Source organism: Nonomuraea sp. ZG12, assembly GCF_052068115.1.
GTDB lineage: Bacteria > Actinomycetota > Actinomycetes > Streptosporangiales > Streptosporangiaceae > Nonomuraea.
The window spans coordinates 14308-31196 of the sequence record NZ_JBQHCW010000033.1 but is presented as its reverse complement, the minus strand read 5'-3'; the positions used below and the strand labels follow the sequence as shown (position 1 = coordinate 31196).

The 16889-nt window shown below is 66.5% G+C and carries 13 protein-coding genes and 1 pseudogene; 5 read left to right on the top strand and 9 right to left on the bottom strand.

The features are described 5' to 3' along the window. Positions 1-166: 166 nt before the first annotated feature. Positions 167-413, top strand: a pseudogene (locus tag ACTMTF_RS44305) (ISKra4 family transposase); the annotation flags it as partial. Between the two features lie 200 nt (positions 414-613). Then, positions 614-931 carry a hypothetical protein gene (locus ACTMTF_RS44300; RefSeq protein WP_441116089.1) on the top strand — a complete coding sequence of 106 codons (318 nt, stop codon included), beginning with the start codon at positions 614-616 and terminating at the stop codon, positions 929-931. A gap of 123 nt (positions 932-1054) precedes the next feature. Here the strand turns inward: ACTMTF_RS44300 and ACTMTF_RS44295 are convergent, their stop codons facing one another. After that, complete coding sequence (locus ACTMTF_RS44295; protein ID WP_441116088.1) at positions 1055-2152, bottom strand: retropepsin-like aspartic protease; 1098 nt, start codon at positions 2150-2152, stop codon at positions 1055-1057. Between the two features lie 143 nt (positions 2153-2295). Further along, a complete protein-coding gene (locus ACTMTF_RS44290) occupies positions 2296-2853 on the bottom strand; it encodes a helix-turn-helix domain-containing protein (RefSeq protein WP_441116087.1) in 558 nt (185 codons plus the stop codon). Positions 2854-3081: 228 nt separating this feature from the next. Here ACTMTF_RS44290 and ACTMTF_RS44285 point away from each other — a divergent pair, with 228 nt between their 5' ends. Next, a complete protein-coding gene (locus ACTMTF_RS44285; protein ID WP_441116086.1) occupies positions 3082-3546 on the top strand; it encodes a DUF6537 domain-containing protein in 465 nt (154 codons plus the stop codon). Between the two features lie 365 nt (positions 3547-3911). On the opposite strand, the gene ACTMTF_RS44280 is transcribed toward ACTMTF_RS44285, so the two are convergent. The 6 genes from ACTMTF_RS44280 to ACTMTF_RS44255 all read right to left on the bottom strand — a co-directional run bounded on the left by ACTMTF_RS44280 (position 3912) and on the right by ACTMTF_RS44255 (position 12300). Continuing rightward, a complete protein-coding gene (locus ACTMTF_RS44280) occupies positions 3912-7895 on the bottom strand; it encodes an RICIN domain-containing protein (RefSeq protein ID WP_441116085.1) in 3984 nt (1327 codons plus the stop codon). A 690-nt stretch (positions 7896-8585) separates the two neighbouring features. Then, complete coding sequence (locus ACTMTF_RS44275; RefSeq protein WP_441116084.1) at positions 8586-9449, bottom strand: NAD(P)H-binding protein; 864 nt, start codon at positions 9447-9449, stop codon at positions 8586-8588. Continuing rightward, entirely contained in the window at positions 9446-10648 is a 1203-nt protein-coding gene (locus ACTMTF_RS44270; protein ID WP_441116083.1) for a radical SAM protein, read from the bottom strand. Before ACTMTF_RS44270 ends, ACTMTF_RS44275 begins: the two co-directional genes overlap by 4 nt. After that, positions 10649-11179: a hypothetical protein gene (locus ACTMTF_RS44265; RefSeq protein ID WP_441116082.1), complete on the bottom strand. Its 531-nt coding sequence runs from the start codon at positions 11177-11179 to the stop codon at positions 10649-10651. Positions 11180-11424: 245 nt separating this feature from the next. Further along, positions 11425-11622, bottom strand: a complete 198-nt coding sequence (locus ACTMTF_RS44260; RefSeq protein WP_441116081.1) for a hypothetical protein — start codon at positions 11620-11622, stop codon at positions 11425-11427. Between the two features lie 72 nt (positions 11623-11694). Further along, entirely contained in the window at positions 11695-12300 is a 606-nt protein-coding gene (locus tag ACTMTF_RS44255; protein ID WP_441116080.1) for a TetR/AcrR family transcriptional regulator, read from the bottom strand. A gap of 226 nt (positions 12301-12526) precedes the next feature. Between ACTMTF_RS44255 and ACTMTF_RS44250 the strand changes: the two genes are divergently transcribed. After that, positions 12527-13324, top strand: a complete 798-nt coding sequence (locus ACTMTF_RS44250; RefSeq protein WP_441116079.1) for an alpha/beta fold hydrolase — start codon at positions 12527-12529, stop codon at positions 13322-13324. A gap of 841 nt (positions 13325-14165) precedes the next feature. On the opposite strand, the gene ACTMTF_RS44245 is transcribed toward ACTMTF_RS44250, so the two are convergent. Further along, entirely contained in the window at positions 14166-15125 is a 960-nt protein-coding gene (locus ACTMTF_RS44245) for an alpha/beta hydrolase (protein ID WP_441116078.1), read from the bottom strand. A gap of 1029 nt (positions 15126-16154) precedes the next feature. Here ACTMTF_RS44245 and ACTMTF_RS44240 point away from each other — a divergent pair. After that, positions 16155-16865: a hypothetical protein gene (locus ACTMTF_RS44240; protein ID WP_441116077.1), complete on the top strand. Its 711-nt coding sequence runs from the start codon at positions 16155-16157 to the stop codon at positions 16863-16865. Positions 16866-16889: the final 24 nt, after the last annotated feature.

The window sequence follows — 16889 nt, the reverse complement described above, 5'->3', positions numbered from 1 at the left end:
CCGCGCGCCAGACCGTCCGCGATACGCAAGTGGCTGTACGGCTCGGTCATCACCGGCCCAGCAGCGATGATCGCCAAGGTCTTCGACCACGCCGAAGCCCGTGATCCCGGCCATGTCCGTCCCTGGGTCGTGCTCGTCGACGGAGCCCGCCACCAGCTCGATGGGCTACGACCAGGCGCTGGAGGCGGGATGGCCGATCGTGACCGGCGTGATCGAAGGCGCCTGCCGCCGTCTGATCGCCGACAGATTCGACCTGGCAGGGGCACGCTGGGGGCCTGGCCGGAGCCGAAGCCGAAGCCGTCCTGAAACTCCGCGCCCTGATCGCCAACGGTGATCTCGACGAATACTGGCGTTTCCACCGCGCCCGGCAACACGAACGGGACTACCAGAACGGATACTCCCTCTCGGCTTGATCGCTCCAGCCACTGAGGAAGGGCTACGCCCGATTGAGCTTCTCAAACAGACAGACTGTTTCTCTATTCCGGACTACAATCTGCGGCCCTGCGGCCGGCCCATAAACCGCTCACTAAAATCGCATACCTTCCCCTATGGATCTCCACCAAGGCTGTGACTACCATCAAGCAGTAAACATCGACACCGAAGGAGGTAACTAATGGGCCGTATCAAGAAGTTCGGCGTTTCGGCGGCCGCGGTGGCCGCGATCGCCGCCGCGACAACCCTAATGTCACCGACCGCTCTCGCCCAGGCAGCGACCTGCAGCACTAACGCGCAGATCGGCACTATCGGCGGCACTGGCTGGGCGCTGTGCAGCGGTGCCGGAGTGACTCAGACACGGGTCGTGCTCTTCTGCCAGGACAGCAGCGGCAGTTACACCACGGTATATGGCCCTTGGGTTGTTAATTCCGTTAAATCAAATGCCCGATGCAGCAGCACCTCATGGCCGATATCGGTCGGATATCAAACAATGTGAGCCATCACAAGCTCATCCGATCGCGGCGTCAATTCCGGCTCGATCGTGATCCGGATGTTCCGGGTGAACCTTGAACCACCCGAAGTTGGCATCCCATGAGCGCAAACGACCCGTTGGCGAGTGTCAATCGCACTGTTCGCCCGAGCCGGGCGCCGATCGGAACACGTACCGTCCCCTGTCGAAGTCCAGCGTCCATGCGTACGCTTTGAGGAAGCCGTGCGACAGCAGGCCGTCGACGCGTACGCCGCCGAAGGACTGCCACGGCGTCGTCCGGGACCTCGCGACGGCCACGAGCGGGTCCCGCCGGGTGAGCGGGCCGAGTGACACCGGCTCGGGGCTGTCGAAGTGCGGGCGGCCGGTCAGGTGGCGGGGGACGCCCCAGGCGCGGTAGTGGCGGGGCGTGGTCAGCAGGCAGGCCTGACGTGGCGGCTCCACGGCGTCGTCCACGTAGACCAGGCCCGAGTCGATGAAGAAGGTGAGGTCGTCGCGTGGGCCGAAGCCGCCGCGCGCGAACATGAAGTGATCCGCCCAGAGGTAGAAGCCGAACTCCGCCACCACGGGGCTGTCCGCGAGGAGGCTGGAGTGCTCGGTGGCGGCGTCGGGGTGGCGTCTCGGCGAGAGGATGAGGCGGTTGCGGGGGTGGTCGACGGTGGACAGGAACTGTTCCAGGACGTTGGTGCCGATGATCACCAGGTCCTGGGGGCCGACGAGGGTGGAAAGCACCTTGACCGGCACGTTAGTCAGCGATGCGGCGCCCAAGCGCAGCTCGGCGATGGTGCCGTGACGTAGCTGGGCGCGCTGCAGCCCGTGAGAGCCGGTGCCGCCCGGGGTGGTCACCACGCCTGCCTCCGCGGCGCGTCGTGGTCCCATGACGACAAACGTGCCGCCGGTGTCGAGATGCGCCAGTATGTCAACGCCGTCGATGGTCGCCGCCACGGCCGGAAGGTACGGCGCGAGCTCGTGGTCGGCGAACGGAAGCACGGCGGCACCGTCGAGCCGCACCCCCAGCGGGCGGGTCAGCCTCGGGTCGAGCACGCGCAGCGCCTGCTCGACGGCCCGCGGCCGGGCGTCACGGCGTCGCCGTAGGTGCTCGACGGCCCGATCGGGGCGGCCCAAGTGCATCCAGGCCTCGACGACCGGCTCGTCCAGCGCCCTGGGCGCGCGGCCGGCCGTGGCGAGCGCGGCGTAGTGGGACAACGCCCTCTCGTAGGACTGCTTCACGGAGTGGCACAGGAAGAGCAGGTGATCCCGGGAAGGGCCGGAAAGGGTCTCGGCGTGGCGCTCGCAGCCCTCTACATCGCCCTTCGACCAGGCCCGCCACGCCGGCCGTGAAGGGGCGTCCAGTAATCCACCCAGAGCGCTTCTCATTCGGGTTCCTCCTGGGGTGACTCGGCGGTGCCGAGATCCATGGCGACGGCGACGATCGTCATCAGCGGCACGACGGCATGGGGCGCGATCGCGTACTCGCCGCGCCGCGGCTGGATGAGCAGGCCCGCGCTCTGCAGGTCCTTGAGGTGGTGGTACAGGTGCCCGGTCGACGTCTCACCGAGCGCCTCCTGAAGCTCCCTGCGCGTCCGCGGCTCCTTGAGGAGGGCGGCGAGCAGGGCTAGACGCGGCCCGCTGCCGAGGCGTTCGAGCAGGGCCGCGGCCCTGGCCCAGTGCGCGTCCGCCACCTCGCCGGCCGCGTGCTCCATCGCCCACATGTAGTCGCGGTCCTCGAAGGTCACCGCGCCGCCATACATGACCGTGCCTGGGCGGGCCTCCCCTCCGGCCCTGGACCGGATCAGATCGAGCAGGTCGAGCGGCACGTCGGCGATGGGGCGCGGCGGGGCGTCCGCGGGCGGTGACCGGTCGGCGGGCGCCTCCTCCAGGAGGGCGACCCGGCGCTCAAGCTCCGTGATCCGGTCTTCGAGCAGTCCCATGGGCATCCTGGCTCCGTAGTTCCGCATTTCCGGAATAGCAAAACTATATCGCCCAGGGGCTGCTATGCAACGACCCCTGGGTTCTTCTGACGTCATTGGCCTCTCTAAGAACTGTTTCGTGGTGACTTAACGAACGCGGCGCAGGCAGAGGCCGCCGTCGATGGCAAGGTCGACCAGGAGACCGGCAAGGAGATCGTGACGGCGTATGCCAGGAGCTTGCACCAGCTCATGGCGTACAAGGACGAGTATGAAGTCGCCCGCCTCCACCTGGACCCCGTGGAGCAGGCTCGCGTGGTGGCTGAGCACGGGCCAGGCGCCAAGGTCGCCGTCCTGCTGCATCCCCCTGTGCTGCGCGCACTCGGTATGAAGCGCAAGATCAGGCTTCGCCGTACGGCAAGACCGCTCTTCACGGTGCTGCGGGCGGCCAGGAGACTTCGCGGGACCCCGCTCGATGTCTTCGGCTTCGCGCGAGTCCGCCGAGTGGAGAGGGAGCTCATTGCGGAGTACCAGCTCTTGATGACGAACGCCTTCGCGCATCTCACCTCCGATACGGCCAAGCAGGTGCTCGGCATCGCCGAGTTGCCAGAGCGAATCCGCGGCTACGAGGAGATCAAACTTGCCTGTGTCGCAGAACTTCGAGACGAAGCCGCTCGGGCGCTCGCCCAGCTTGATGAAATCCGGACCGGTGCGTGAAAGGCGCTCGTCCAGCTCCCGCATCCGCGCGCTGATGTGGGTGTTCCAGTTGTCCCACAGAGCACGATCCGGCCGCCCAGTTACCAGTGGGCGGCATCGAGCAAAGCCGATGCGGTCCTCGGCGCGGGCGCGGCGGCGCTGCCGCAGCTCCCGATCGGCGAGCTGGCCTTGCTTGGTGTTGGCGACGAAACAGGTCGCGGATTCTCCCGGGTCAGCCGGACCACCAGATCCCGCAATTCGTCCGGGACCGGCCGGCTTCCTCACCACGCCCGCCGCCACCCAGGTCATGCGCTCCCCGGACGACGGCGTCCCGCGCAGCCGCTTCCGCCCGCCCGTGCACGTGTCGATCTGGAGCTGAGACGTCACTACGACCCGGAGGCGTGTTCACCTTCGACCATGACGCAAGCGCCGCCGATGAGGTTGCCGAAGAAGTCGATGAGCATCTTCGCGCCGCCCGCCCACTCCTGGTCGCCCATGGAGCACAGCGGCACGAAGGGTGAGAAGACGAGCGGGAGCGGCAGCAGCACATCGGCCGCGCCCACGTACCACTCCGGCTCGGGGTCGGACACGATGAGCTGCCAGCACTCCAAGGTCAAGATGCTGATGCCCCACGCGGTGTACGCCGCAGTGAAACCGATCTCCAGGGCCTCGTTCTCCACCGTTTCGAGCTTCGGCCTCATGGCGTACCCGACGGCGGTGGCGCCGACGGCCAGCCAGAGAGCCCATGCGGAGGTGGCCAGATCGTCGGTCTGCGAATCGGGGGACAGCTTGGAGAAGGGGACACCGCTCTCGTTGGGCCAGCTCAGCAGGGTACCGATCAGGTAGCCGCCACCGTAGAGGGCGTCCAGCAACGGCACCCTCTTCTCGCCCGCCTCGTCGTCGGGGTTGGCTCGGATACAGTCCTGCGCGGCCTGGAAGATGCCGACGATCACGGTGACCAGGCCACCGACAAGCAGGCAGGTCCCTCCCGTGCTGATCTCCGAGGCCCCGGCGTGTTCCCGCCCTGTCGTACTCGCGTCAGGCAGCTGGCCGCCGGGGAAGGGCGGCTGGTTGGAATTCATGAGCTTGTAGATGAGCGTCGCGGGGAAAGCGGCCACCAAGCTGCAGAAAGAAGCCATGGTGAGTGGGGGCGCGTCCTTCCCTGCCAGCCACTGGTAGACGGTGTTGATGAGCCCGAGACTCAGATTCGCGTTGAATACCTGGGTCAGCCCGCGGACGAAGGCCAAGGCCAGGGCGATCACGAACTCGATCAGTGCGTCGAACGTGCCCAGCAGGGCCAGCAGGGCCTCCTTGACGGCGTCGAGGATATCGGTGATCGCGATGTTCGCGAAGTTCTTCGGATCGCCCTGGAACAGGGCCGAGACGGTGTTCGCAAGATCTTGGAATGCTTGCTTGATGTCGTCTTCGACAGGCTCGAGAGCCTTCTTGAACGCGTCCCACGGCTCCTGCAGATTGAGGTCCTGCCAGGTGGGCAGGCCGATGTCCGCGGCTGAACCGAACTGGAGCGAGACCGCGGCAGAGCTGGAGCCCGCCTGCAGACTGCTGCTCACCTGATTTGTCAGCCAGTTGTGATGGACGTTGGTGGCGCAGTCCGCCGGGCTCACCGTGGTGCCGGTGATGGGGCCCGAGCCGGGGCTCTGGCCGATGGTCTGGAAATCCTGCAGGCCGCCGATCTGTTTGGAGGCGAACTTGCCCTCCAGGGCCTCGAACGCGCCGATGATCGCCTCGCTCTGCGAGCTGAAGAAATTGTTGTCCAGCTTGGGACCGAGTTGGGTCAGGAACCCCTCGAAGTAAGCGGGCACCTGCCCCAGCAGGCTCTCGAAGTAGGTGGCGGTGTCCAGGATATCGCTGAACTTGAACAGCGCCTTCAGCCAGTCGATGAGGTCTTCGATCTTGGTCTCGATCCAGTTGAAGACACTCACCACGGCATGCCAGGCGTCCTCGGCGGTGTGCACCACCCAATCGGCCACCTGCACCGCCACACCTTTGATCTCGAACCAGAGGTGGACCACGCCTTGCTCGAGATCCACGGCGACCTGGGCTATCTTCGTGGCCGCGGTGGTGATGCCGCGCCACACGTCGCCGGCCCAGTCCCAGATGTCGTCGAGGATGCCCTCGGCGACGGCGCCCTCCGACCTCAGCCGCGCCATCTCGGCGTGCAGGTCGTCCACGCCGGCGAACTCCTGGTAACCCCGCCGGGCCGGATCCGGGTCGAGGCAGTTGTACATGAAGGCGGCCACTCCCGACCCGTCCTGCTGGGTGCCTGAGGGCATCTTGGTGATCGTCTGCAGGTACTTTACGGCTGCGTCAGGGGCCACGACGGGGTTGTCGCCCTGTACTCCAGGCGCCAGTGGGCCACCGTTGACGGTGGCGGCGAGGAGCGTGTCGCCGGTGAACGAGTCGTATCCGCTGGCCGCAGAACCATTGCTCGCCAGCGGACCGTTGCCCGCGAGGAAGCTCTGGACGGGCCCGGCGTAGTTGACGGAGATCGGGTTGGGCGACTCCGCGCCCGGGGCGCTCGTGTCGGCCATGCCCGGCACGGTGATGCTCAGCGTCGGCGGCACCAGGTCGATGGCCAGCGTGGCGAGCGTCAGCTTGCCCCACACATCGGTGGCGAAGATGGCCGGCTGGTCGCTGCCCACCAGGAAGAACTGGGTGCCGACCGCGAGGTCGCAGGTCGAATTCGCGCTCACCGTCACCGGGTAACCGGGGAGCGGAGTGCCGTTCGCGTCGAACACGCTGACCTCGGTGCGCCACCGGTCGATCTCGTACGAGTCCGTCTGGGGCAGTTTCACCGGCGCCGCCAGCCAGTTACCGGTGACCGGGTCCTGATAGTGCATGTGCAGCGCGCCCAGGGCCCCGTCCACGGCGAACAGAGCCGGGACGTCCGACGGGTACGGATCCGCGTAGACGCGGGCGATGTTCACGTCCAGCGGGAGGTAGGGAGCCCACTGCATGACCCCGTTGCCGTCCACACCGGTCTGGTGCAACACGCCGAGATTGGCATCGGTGTCGACCATGTACAGATTCACATTGGAATCGGACTCTCTGGTCGCGACCGATCCGCTCTCGATCGTGCGGCCGCCGGTGTCTATGAAGCCCCACTGGTTCCAGTTCATATGTTGCGCGGTCACGGAGAGGAGTTGCTGGTCGGCGGTGCCGATGAACGTGTTGTATCCGTCGTTGGTGTAGCTGGCGAGAGTCTGGGTGATCCAGCTGTCCGTGGAAGTCGCGTAGATGTGGCTGGAGTCCTGCTGGGTGGGCAGGTTGCCGGCGAAGAACGACACTTGTCCCGAGGGTGCGGCGACCAGCATGCCGAAGTACTCGGTCGAGTACATGATCCCGTTGTAGCTGTTGCCGGGGACCAGGTTGATCGCGTCGTTGACGTTCAGGTCGTAGGTGAAATACGGCCAGCCCTCGCCCGTCTGCGCCTGAACGATGCAAAGATTGTCGTCGTCCATCGCCGCGAAGATCGATGGGGGCGGGTTGGAGATGCCGGATGGATAGGAGACCTGCAGGCGCTTCAGCAAGCGGTCGGCGACGTTGTAGTGCTGCGGGGCGACCCAGCTGGTCCCCTCGAGCCACGTGTGCATGCAGTGCCCGCCCGTGCCGATGTAGTAGGCGTCCACGGTGCCACCCCACGGGGCAACGGCGGTGATCACCTCCACCGCGAGGATGGCGTTGCCCGAGCCGTCCGTGACCGGATCCAGGTTCCAGCCGGTGGTGCTGGTGGCGTCCTGCCGCAGATAAAATAGCTGGTTGTCCTGCTGGTCGGCGTTGGAGATGACCAGCGCTTCGACGGCGCCGGTCTGCGGGTTGCGGAACATGGCGACCTGGTTCTCCGAGGCCGCGTCCACGAGAACCTCGTTACTCCCGACGTAGTCCTCGCTCAGGACGGTGCTGTAGGAGACCTGCGGAGGCCCGAAAATCGGTCCCGCCACGTCGAGGGACCACAGTTGCTCGGCCTCGGGGTCGCCGCTCTGCTGTTCGACGACGACCTGCCCGCCGGAGGTGTCCGGGGCGGTCAGCACGTAGCCGGTCTGCCGGCTGACGATGTAGCCGTCGCTGGTCACGTTCCAGAGCTGGAGCTGATTGGTGGCGTCAAGGGTCTGGACGACGACCCCGGCACCCTGTGACGCGTCGGCAGGGGCGAGCACCAGTGAAGCGTCCAGCCGGCTGATGATGTGGCCATCGCCGGGCACGCACCACAGCTCGTTCTGCGCGTCGGCGCTCTGCGGGCCGGCGACGACGGAGGCACCGGGAGAAGGAGTGCCCTGGACCTCGAGCACGTACTGCTGTTCCGGGCTCGCGATGTAGAAGATCAGGGTCGGGGAAGGCGTGGTCGCCATGGTCCACCGCTTTCTTGAGCTCGCCCGATACGGGCTTCAAGAATGCGGCGGCTCGGCGAACCTGGTCGCGCCACGACGCGCCACTTGAGACAACCGGCTCCACTGGTTTGCCGAAATCAAAAGCGAGCGTCACGGGTGATCACGGCATTGCTTGGATGCTTCCCGGCCGCCGCAGGCCCCGCCAGCCGATGGTGATGTCTCGGTAAAGAGGGTGTGGCCTGCCGGAATCTCGATGCCGAAGGGGAGGTCCTCATACCGAAGTGGGACTTCCGGTGTTACGGACACCGCATCTGTGCCCTCCCGGTGAGGGGCATCGTTCAAGGTGAATGGGGTTCATCCCCCGACCCCATGATGGCATCCATGTCGATCAGGTTCGTCATGCCTCCTCTTCGGCCTGCGCCGGCAGACCTGTCTGCTTGAGGATCTCCCAAACCGTGGACGATGCGATCTCGATACCAATCGTGGTGAGCTCTCCGTGGACCCGCCGATAGCCCCTACGACGACCTTTGCAGCGGTACAAGGGGCTGACGAGCGGCGAAGAGCGCGCGTTCCAGCAGGCTGCCAAGGGCAGGGCGCTGCCGTCTGAGCCAGATCCGCCTGATGTCACTGTGGGTCACAAAATTTCGAGGCATTCGGTCCGACGGAATATTGCTCTCCGCCAGCAAGGAGAGCGGCCACCCTGGTGAACGCTCAGCCGACGGCCAGGGCGGTACGGAGCGCCTCCTCGTTGAGTTGGTGAGGGTGGCCGAGGATCCGATCCAGGTCATCACCCTCCGGGGAGAACTCGCCGCGGCCGGTCGCCTCGTACAGGTCCGATAGCTCTTCAGCGACCTCTTCGGTGGCGCCGACGCTCTTCAGCTCAGTGGCGACGCTCGCGGCGTCCACCTCGCGGAGCGCGATCTCCCGACCGGCGAGCAGCGTGAAGACCGATGCGATGCCGAGCGCGGTCAGGCCGAAGCCGGACAGCTTGAGGACTTCCCCCTCGTGACCGCCGTCAGCCAGCACGATGGCTGCCGCTTCGGCGTAATCCGTCAGCGCGGCGGGCGCCATCGAGCGCCCGCCGAACGCGCAGACGAACTCGCCGCCGGTCATGGCCAGCCGTGCGGCCGGCAGCAGCGCCTCGCTGTGCAGGTTGTTGCGGAGGATGGTGAACGGCACCCCGCTCCTGCGTACGGCGCCCTCCAGCGCGTGGTGCCACTTCAGGTTCGTGCGCTCGCTGTTGATGATGCCCAGGTGGACGAGGTGTGGTACGCCCGCCTCGGCCATGGCCTTGATGCGGGCCGCGGCCAGGTCGATGCTGCCACGTGGCGTCTGCCGGCGGATCCAGCCAGGTGGCGGATTGCTCAGCACGCGCTCGGCCTCGGCGAAGAGCACCGCCTCTCCACCCGGCTCGGCGTAGTCCTCCCGCCGGACCTCGACGCCCAGGGCGGCGAGGTCCGCGGCCTGCGCTGGATCGGTGGTGGTCACGGCCACCCGGCCGGCGGGGACGCGGTCCAGCAGATGCCGCACGACCAGGCGCCCGAAGGGGCCGGTTCCGTCGGTAACCACGATCATTGGGGCACCTTCCTCAGCGACAACTGACCGCCCGCCTCGGGCTCCTCGGCGCGCCGACGCAGCTCCGCCAGATCGACTCGGCCTTCACCGGTGAGCAGCCCGTCTGTCCGGAGACGTTCCTCGATGTAGTGCTGTACGGGTAGGGCAACGCCGCACAAGAGCCGACCGTCACGGTCGCGCCGGCGTTGCTCCGGGGTCGCCTCGCCCATGAAGAAGCCGGAGCACGAGCCGAAGTATCGGCAATCGGCGCAGGCGTCCTGCACCCGCGCCCGTGATTGGGCAAGAGCGCGCGCGAAGCCGGCGGATCGGCGCATGTCCGCGAAGGAGTCGCGGAAGATGTTCCCATGACGGAGCGAATCGTCGTAGGCGTCGCCGTTGGAGTACATACCACCGTCGGTGTCGATGATGAAGACGGCCTCGCCGTGCTCTTTGTCGTAGTAGCGGTGCCCCCGACCGCACACGTGTGACAGTACGTTCGACACGTACGTCTCCACCGGCTCCACCCGGATGGGTATGGCGGAGGCGAACCACCGGTCGGTGGCGACCTTCAGTGCCGCGACTATCTCGCTGTCCGACAGCTCGTGCGGCGCGAGCTGGCCGGCGTACCCCGTGCGATAGATGGGCAGGAAACGGAAACTCAGCCGCAAGTCCTCGAAGAATGTGTAGATGTGTTCGACGTATGGCGCGGTCGCCTTGGAGAGCACGGAGATACAGCCGAAATGGATACCGGCATCCACCAGCGCCTGCATTCCACGAAGAACCTTGGGTTGGGCATCGACGCCGAACCGATTGACCCGATTTCCGCCAAACAGATCGACCGAAACGCCGACCTCGTCGAACACGTCCCGCAGCACCGAAATAATCTCCGGCCGGACGACTGTGAGATTGGTCTGCACCGCGTTGGTGAACGGCAATTCCAGCGGGTCGAAGACCTCATGCTGGCATTGCAGCACGCGTCGGTAGAAGTCGGCCCCCATCAGCAGCGGCTCACCGCCATGCCAGACGAAATCCAGCCGACGCGGATGCTCGCGGAAATAGTCGCCTACCGTGGTGAACATCATCCGGACGTCATCCAGCGACATGGCGGCTGTGTCGCCGAGCGACGGGAACTCGTAGCAGTAGCGACAGCGCAGGTTGCAGAACTTGGAGACCTTGACCACGAACTCCGCGTACGGCGGGCCGCCGGGTGCGGGCGGCATCTACTGCTCAGCCGATTGCTGCATCCGCATGAAAGCAGCCAGCACCCGGGACTGGCTCAGCATCCGGACCCGTTCGGACACCGGACTGATCAGCTCGCCCTCGTCGATCTCACCCTCCACCTCGTCGAATTTCGGCTTTGGCGGGCCCTTGTCGAGGAACTTCTCATGGAACGGCGGCCCGTTGTGTGGCGAGTCGACGAAGAAATCAGGATACTTCGTCGCGCCTGCCAGCCGGAGTCGGTCGATCGCGGCCATCCGGGAAGCACGAACCTCGGTTCCCTTCAATTCGGGCGGCCCGACGAATTCATGGAACTGCGCCTGCGGAGACTCCATGAAGAAATCCGCATAGGAGTCCGGCTGCGCCATCACCTCGGCCGCGTACGTCTCCTCAAGGGTCATGGCGTAGAGCCGACTGTAGGCATTGTCCGAGATGTCCGAAAGTGCGTTTGGCTGCCAGTGTTTCGGGGCGTTCTCGATGCGTGCCCGATGGCTCGGTGCTTCGCCGTCATTGGGCGTGGTCGCGTCAGCCATTTCGGCCTCCGTTCTAGGAGCAGGCCCCCAAGCCATAGTTATCGCCGTATCGGTTCGGGTCAAGCGCTGGCGATCCTGCAAGGACGGCTCGACGAAACCCTCGCCGAGCTACATCGGCAGGCACGGGCGGCCGGGCCGACCGCCGACCAGCGCAAAGGCCTGAGACGTGCGCCAAGTATCTGACGGCCAATCGTGGCCGCCTCCACTACGCCGGCGCACTGGGAGTGCGTCACTTCGTCGTATGTTCAGGTCGGTGATTCGCCCGGGATCGATGATCGGAGCGGAGCGGGACGCAGTGGGGCTGCTTGGTTCAGGGCTTGGTGAGCTCGGTGCTGGTTGTAGAAGTGTTCGTACTTGCGCGGGGCGTGCCGAAGATGGCATTCGTTCTCTACGAGGCAGCGGTCGAGGAGTTCACGGCGGCATGACTGCACCCACCGCTCCATGATCGCGATGCCAGCCTCGGCGAGGACCCCGAGTTACTCTTCACCGCGCGCCCGTGCCGAAGGCCGTTCGGGTCACGGTTTGAGGGCAAGCCGGGTGGATCGCTCGGCTTCGTCGATGATCGCTTTGACTCGCGCCGGGGGTGGTGTCGAGATCAGCTGCAGTGCAATCCCGCGGAGGAGGCCAACGAGGGACACGGCCATCGCCTCTGGGTCGGCATCTGCTCGCACCGAGCCGTCGCGGATCCCGTCGCGGACCTTGTCGGCGATGAGCCGACGGAAGCTGGCGTCATGTTCCGCGTAGAGCGGCATCAGGACGGGATCGGCGGCAATCGCCTCGCCCCACATCTGCAGGAACGCGCCAGCAGACGGACGTCGGCTGGTGACGTTCTCGAGGTACGCGCGAACCGTCTCCGCCAACCAGTCCGCGGCGCTGTCCCCAAGCTCCAGGAGGGTGAAGGTCTGAGCATCGCGCATCACCGCGCGGAGCAGATTCTCGCGGCTGCCGAAGTGATGAGAGACGATCCCCCGGCTGTAGCCGGCGGCCTCGCCGACCTCAGCCAGGGTGAGCGCGCGTGACCCGCGCTGGGCGATCAGCGCCGTCGCGGCGGCTAGCACCTTGCGTTCGGTCTCTTCGCGACGCTCTCGCTGCGTGCGGCGAGCGGGAGGCTGATCGGGCATCAGGACTGCTCAGACATCGAGTCGACCAAGCATGTGGTCCGCCGGATCTGACGCAGGCCGCCGCCGCTGGCACTTCGGATCCTCATGTCGGCCAAGCATAGGGTCCGCCGGTTCTGCGCGTTCGTCCCGTCGACGGCACGCGGGACGAGAGCACGCAAGCGGTCAGGGCGGCACTAACTGCTACGATACTTGCGTGTTAACCAACAAGTATCTGAGAGGTGGTTTTGTGTCGCGCACTCCACTCGTGCTCGTCCACGGCAACCCCGAGACCGCGGTCATCTGGGGACCGCTCATCGGGGAGCTCGACCGGGCCGACGCGGTCGTCCTGTCCCCGCCCGGGTTCGGCGTCCCCACGCCCCGCGGCTTCGACTCGTCGACGACGACCTATCGAGACTGGCTGGCGTCTCAGCTGGAGCTGTTCCGCGCTCCGGTCGACCTGGTCGGTCACGACTGGGGCGGAATCCACGTCGCGGCGCTGGCCATGAGCCGTCCGGATCTGATTCGCAGTTGGGCCTCCGATGCCCTCGGCGTGTTCGCGCCCGACTACCTCTGGCATCCGCGGGCACAGGTGTGGCAGCAGGAGGGCCCGGGGGAAGCCTCGGTGCAGGAGTTGTGGGGAGGCGAGCTGGAGCAGCGACTCGCGGTGACGTCGGCCCTCGGTATGACCGGGCGCATGGCGGAGCGGGTCGCGGCAGGCATGGATCCCGAGATGGGTCGCGCCGTCCTCAAGCTGTTGCGGTCGGCACGACAGCCGGCGATGGCCGAAGCGGGACGGCTGCTACCGAGCGCCGCACAACGTCCGGGGCTCGCTCTCATCGCCGTTGACGACTTCGAGAGAGCCAGCGGGACGTTGGTGCAGCACGAGTGGGCAGCGCGCCGATCGGGCGCGAGGATGGCGCATCTGGAGGGCGTGGGCCACTGGTGGCCGGAGGAGACACCGGCGCCGGTTGCTGAGGCTCTGACGAACTTCTGGGCAGAGCTGCCGGATCCCGAAAGGGCTCCTGCGACCGACTCCCGGGGGTAACGCCTGCGTACCCACGGCCCGCGAACTAGCCTCGCGCTTTCACGCGTGTTGTGGGTGATCTGATCGTTTACCTGAGAAAAAGGCCTCTGAGCTGGGAGGATAGGGCTTTCCTAGAGAACGTGTCAGCCGGTGCGAGAGGCACTTTCACGTGCAGCCCATCGACCGCCGCCCGAATATCATGGTGTCTTCGGACGGTAAGTGAATCGTCGGTCAGGCCGGGGGCCTGATGCTGATGGAGACGCTGCGGGTCACCGGGCTGGACCGCGGCCTGTCACGTGCGCTGGAGCGGTGGCGGGTGCCACGAGCGGTGCACGACCCGGGAAAGGCATCGGATCGAGCACACCGTGATCCTCATCGCAGACGGGTACATCAAGAAGTACGCCGAGGCCATCCTCGATCTGCTACCCAGTGGGTCGAATGGTGCATCGAACGCATCGGCCTGACCGGCGAACTGGCAGAGCGAGCCCGCCGAGCAGCCGCGAACAACCGGTGGGACGGATCCGACAGCACGGACTTGCGCCGCAACGAATAGTCGAGCGGCTTCCGGAAGTGCGGGCTGCGCGCCACGCTGGAAGCGCCGACCCGCGCAGGCGGCGGCAAAACCACAGGTCAGTTGATAGGGCCCACGGAGCCGTGCCAACGCATGCAGGGCTGCGGAATCGGCGCCAGGTCGGTTGCAGGTCCGGGCACGGCCGCCGGGCGAGCGCGATTTCCTGCTCTCCCCCGCCGGTCGGCGCGCACCAGAAGCTCAGTACTGGCGCAAGGGGCAGTTGTGCCCGGATCGCCCCACGGCACCCGCCGGCGTTTTGGCGGCAGAGGGGACCGGCGCCCGCCGCCAGGCTCAGAGTCGTCGGCGGTGCCGGTCCAGGAAGTCACGGACCGCGGCGGCGAGCTCGGCGTCCTCGGGGCTGGTGCCGCCGAAGCCGCCGTGTGGCATGGCCTCGAAGACGTGCAGCTCGGCTTCGACGCCGGCCGACAGCAGCTTGCGGTGCATGCGGACGGTGTTGGACAGGAACAGGTCCCGGGTGCCGGATTGCAGGAAGGTGGGCGGGAAGCCGGACAGGTCGGCGAACAATGGGGACAGGTAGGGGTGGGAGAGGTCGTACCCGTTCGCGTAGAGCTCGTTCACCTCCCGCAGGCTTGACAGGACGTTGTCGATGCCGGCGTTGGTGTGGAAGCTGTCGCCGGACTCGGTGAGGTCGACCTCCGGTGTCCGTAGCACCAGCGCCGCCGGCATCGGAAGCCCTTCGTCCTTGGCCCGCACCAGCAGTGCGGCGGCGAGGTTGCCACCGGCTGAGGCGCCGCCGACGAAGACGTCGGCGGGATCGCGGACCTTCAGCAAGGCCTGGTAGACGGCGAGGCAGTCATCGAGCGCGGCGGGATAGAAATGCAGTGGCGGCATCCGGTAGTCGATGCTCCAGGTGGTCATCCCGGTGTTCAGCGCGGTTTCGGTGCAGCTGTGAGCGCACAGGTCGCCGCCGCCGTAGAGGAGGGCGCCGCCGTGGATGTCGAGGTAGATCGGCCCTTCGTCGGTGGCCGTGTCGCCCTCGGCACGCAGGACGTAGGTGTGGACGCCGGCGACCTGTGTGTCCTGGGCGGCGACCGGCGACGGAAGGGCTCGGTCTGCGAGCCAGGCGCGGATGTAGCCGTCGGTCTGCTCGACCAGGCGCAGCCAGCCGTCGGTGTCTTCCCGTTCGGGAAGAGAGGGCGCCTGCGTCGGAGGCGGCTGCGTCAGGAATTGGCGGGCTGCCTCGCTGAGGTGTGCGGGGATCGGCAGCGGAGGATGAGAGGGGAGGTTCATGGGGGTGTCTCCTTCAATTGAAGATCAAGGCGGAAGCCGGCTTGTTCTGTCTCCTGCTAGAGCCGATCGCCACGTCAAGCTCGCCGTGGAACGGTTTCACGCCTCTCCCTGATCTCGAGGGCGTCTCCAGTGATCGCGGGTTTCGCGTGAGCGGGGAGCAGGTCTGGACGATCGCCTCACAGCTCAATGATCGCGAACGAGATCCCCCCGCACATCCGACCATGGGCCCACAGCGGTACTGGCCGATAGTCGGAGAACGAGACCGTACTTTCGCCACTTTCGCCGCGCTCGACGGTGGACTGTGACGTAGTGCCGGACCCGCACAATCCCGCGGGCCAGTCCGGTGCGAGTCGCACACGGGCAGCGGAGTGTCCCGCACGATCGCCATATGGCGACCCGCAGGTCGCTCGGCCCGGGGCATGGTGTTGGCCCTGGTCAGCGAGGTCTGGGCTGAAGGTCGACGACCCTGCTGGGTGCTGTCGGCGGTATGTCGAGCGGTGTCATTCCAGTAGGGCTGGTGCTGGGATCGGGAAGTGATCGGAGTCGAGCCGCCTGCCGGAGGACGCGGTGCGGTCGGTGTTCGTTGTAGCTCGAATTCACGCAGCATGTGTCGGAGATGGTGTGCCGCTCGAATATGAGTTTCGTGGTCTGAGCTGCGGTTACGCGGCGTGGTGGTACTCGCTGATCGTGCCTGCGACGGCTGGTTTCGGCGGATGGAGCGGGAGAACCCGACCTGGGGCCACAGGAGAATCCAAGTCGTGCCTTGAGCGGCCGGCGGGTGCAGGGCGGCCCTGGGCGCCTCCTGTCGGTGAAGGTCCTTGGAGTTTCTCAGGCCCACCTCCCAGTTCCGTGGTCAGGACCGCGGAGACATGATCACCCCCACGGCCGGATTCCACGTGTCTTCTTAGATGATCAAACGGCAGATGGTCGGCCGCGCCGGGCTTCCGCTGCTACGCAAACGGGTCCTGCTCACAGCGGCAGGCCATGCACTCATTGCCCGCAACGGCGTCGGACTGGGACCATCCCAGCGTGCTGATCACGGGCTATGAGAACGATCCGCTGGTCGACGGCTCCGCGCTCCTCATCGACCCGGTCTTGTGGGCGCTCCACGCCATGATGGTCGGGGCCACCGGGCTCGATGACCCTCAGCGTGACTTCGGCGTGGCCACCGAGGACGCCGAAGAACTCTGCGAGCAGTTGTTCGACCCCGACCACTGGCCCGTCTTCACGGTCCCGCTTCACAGCGGAGCCGCCCTCCACGTCATCTACCGCAACCTGGCCGACGACATGGGCCTGGACTACCTGCTCTCACATCCGGACTGGCCACACGATCTTCAGTTGGCCGCCGTTGAGGGCTCCTTCGTCGGTCCAGGACTCTCCTGGCACGAACTGATCACCATCGCCCACCAGCCACCCACCTCCGCCCCGACCAGCACCGGGGACCCTGCCAGGCGGCTCCTCCTGCTGCTGCCCGCTCTGGGGGATGCGGACCTACCCGACAGCGCAGTACCCGCCCTCACCGCGGCGCTGACCCACACCACCACCAGCCCAGCACCCCAGCGCGTCGCCGAAACCCTGCTTCGGAAGAACCAGGCCTACTGGCAACCCGCCCACTGGGCGAAACTGGCCAACGGCGCTCTGGTCTGCGACGAACACTACAGTCGCCGATGCCCATGGCACCCCCGTGCCTTCACCCCCGACCAAGCCCTTGCCGTCACCCAAGCACTCACCGGAACCTGATCACAGCCGGGCCCCGATCAGCCG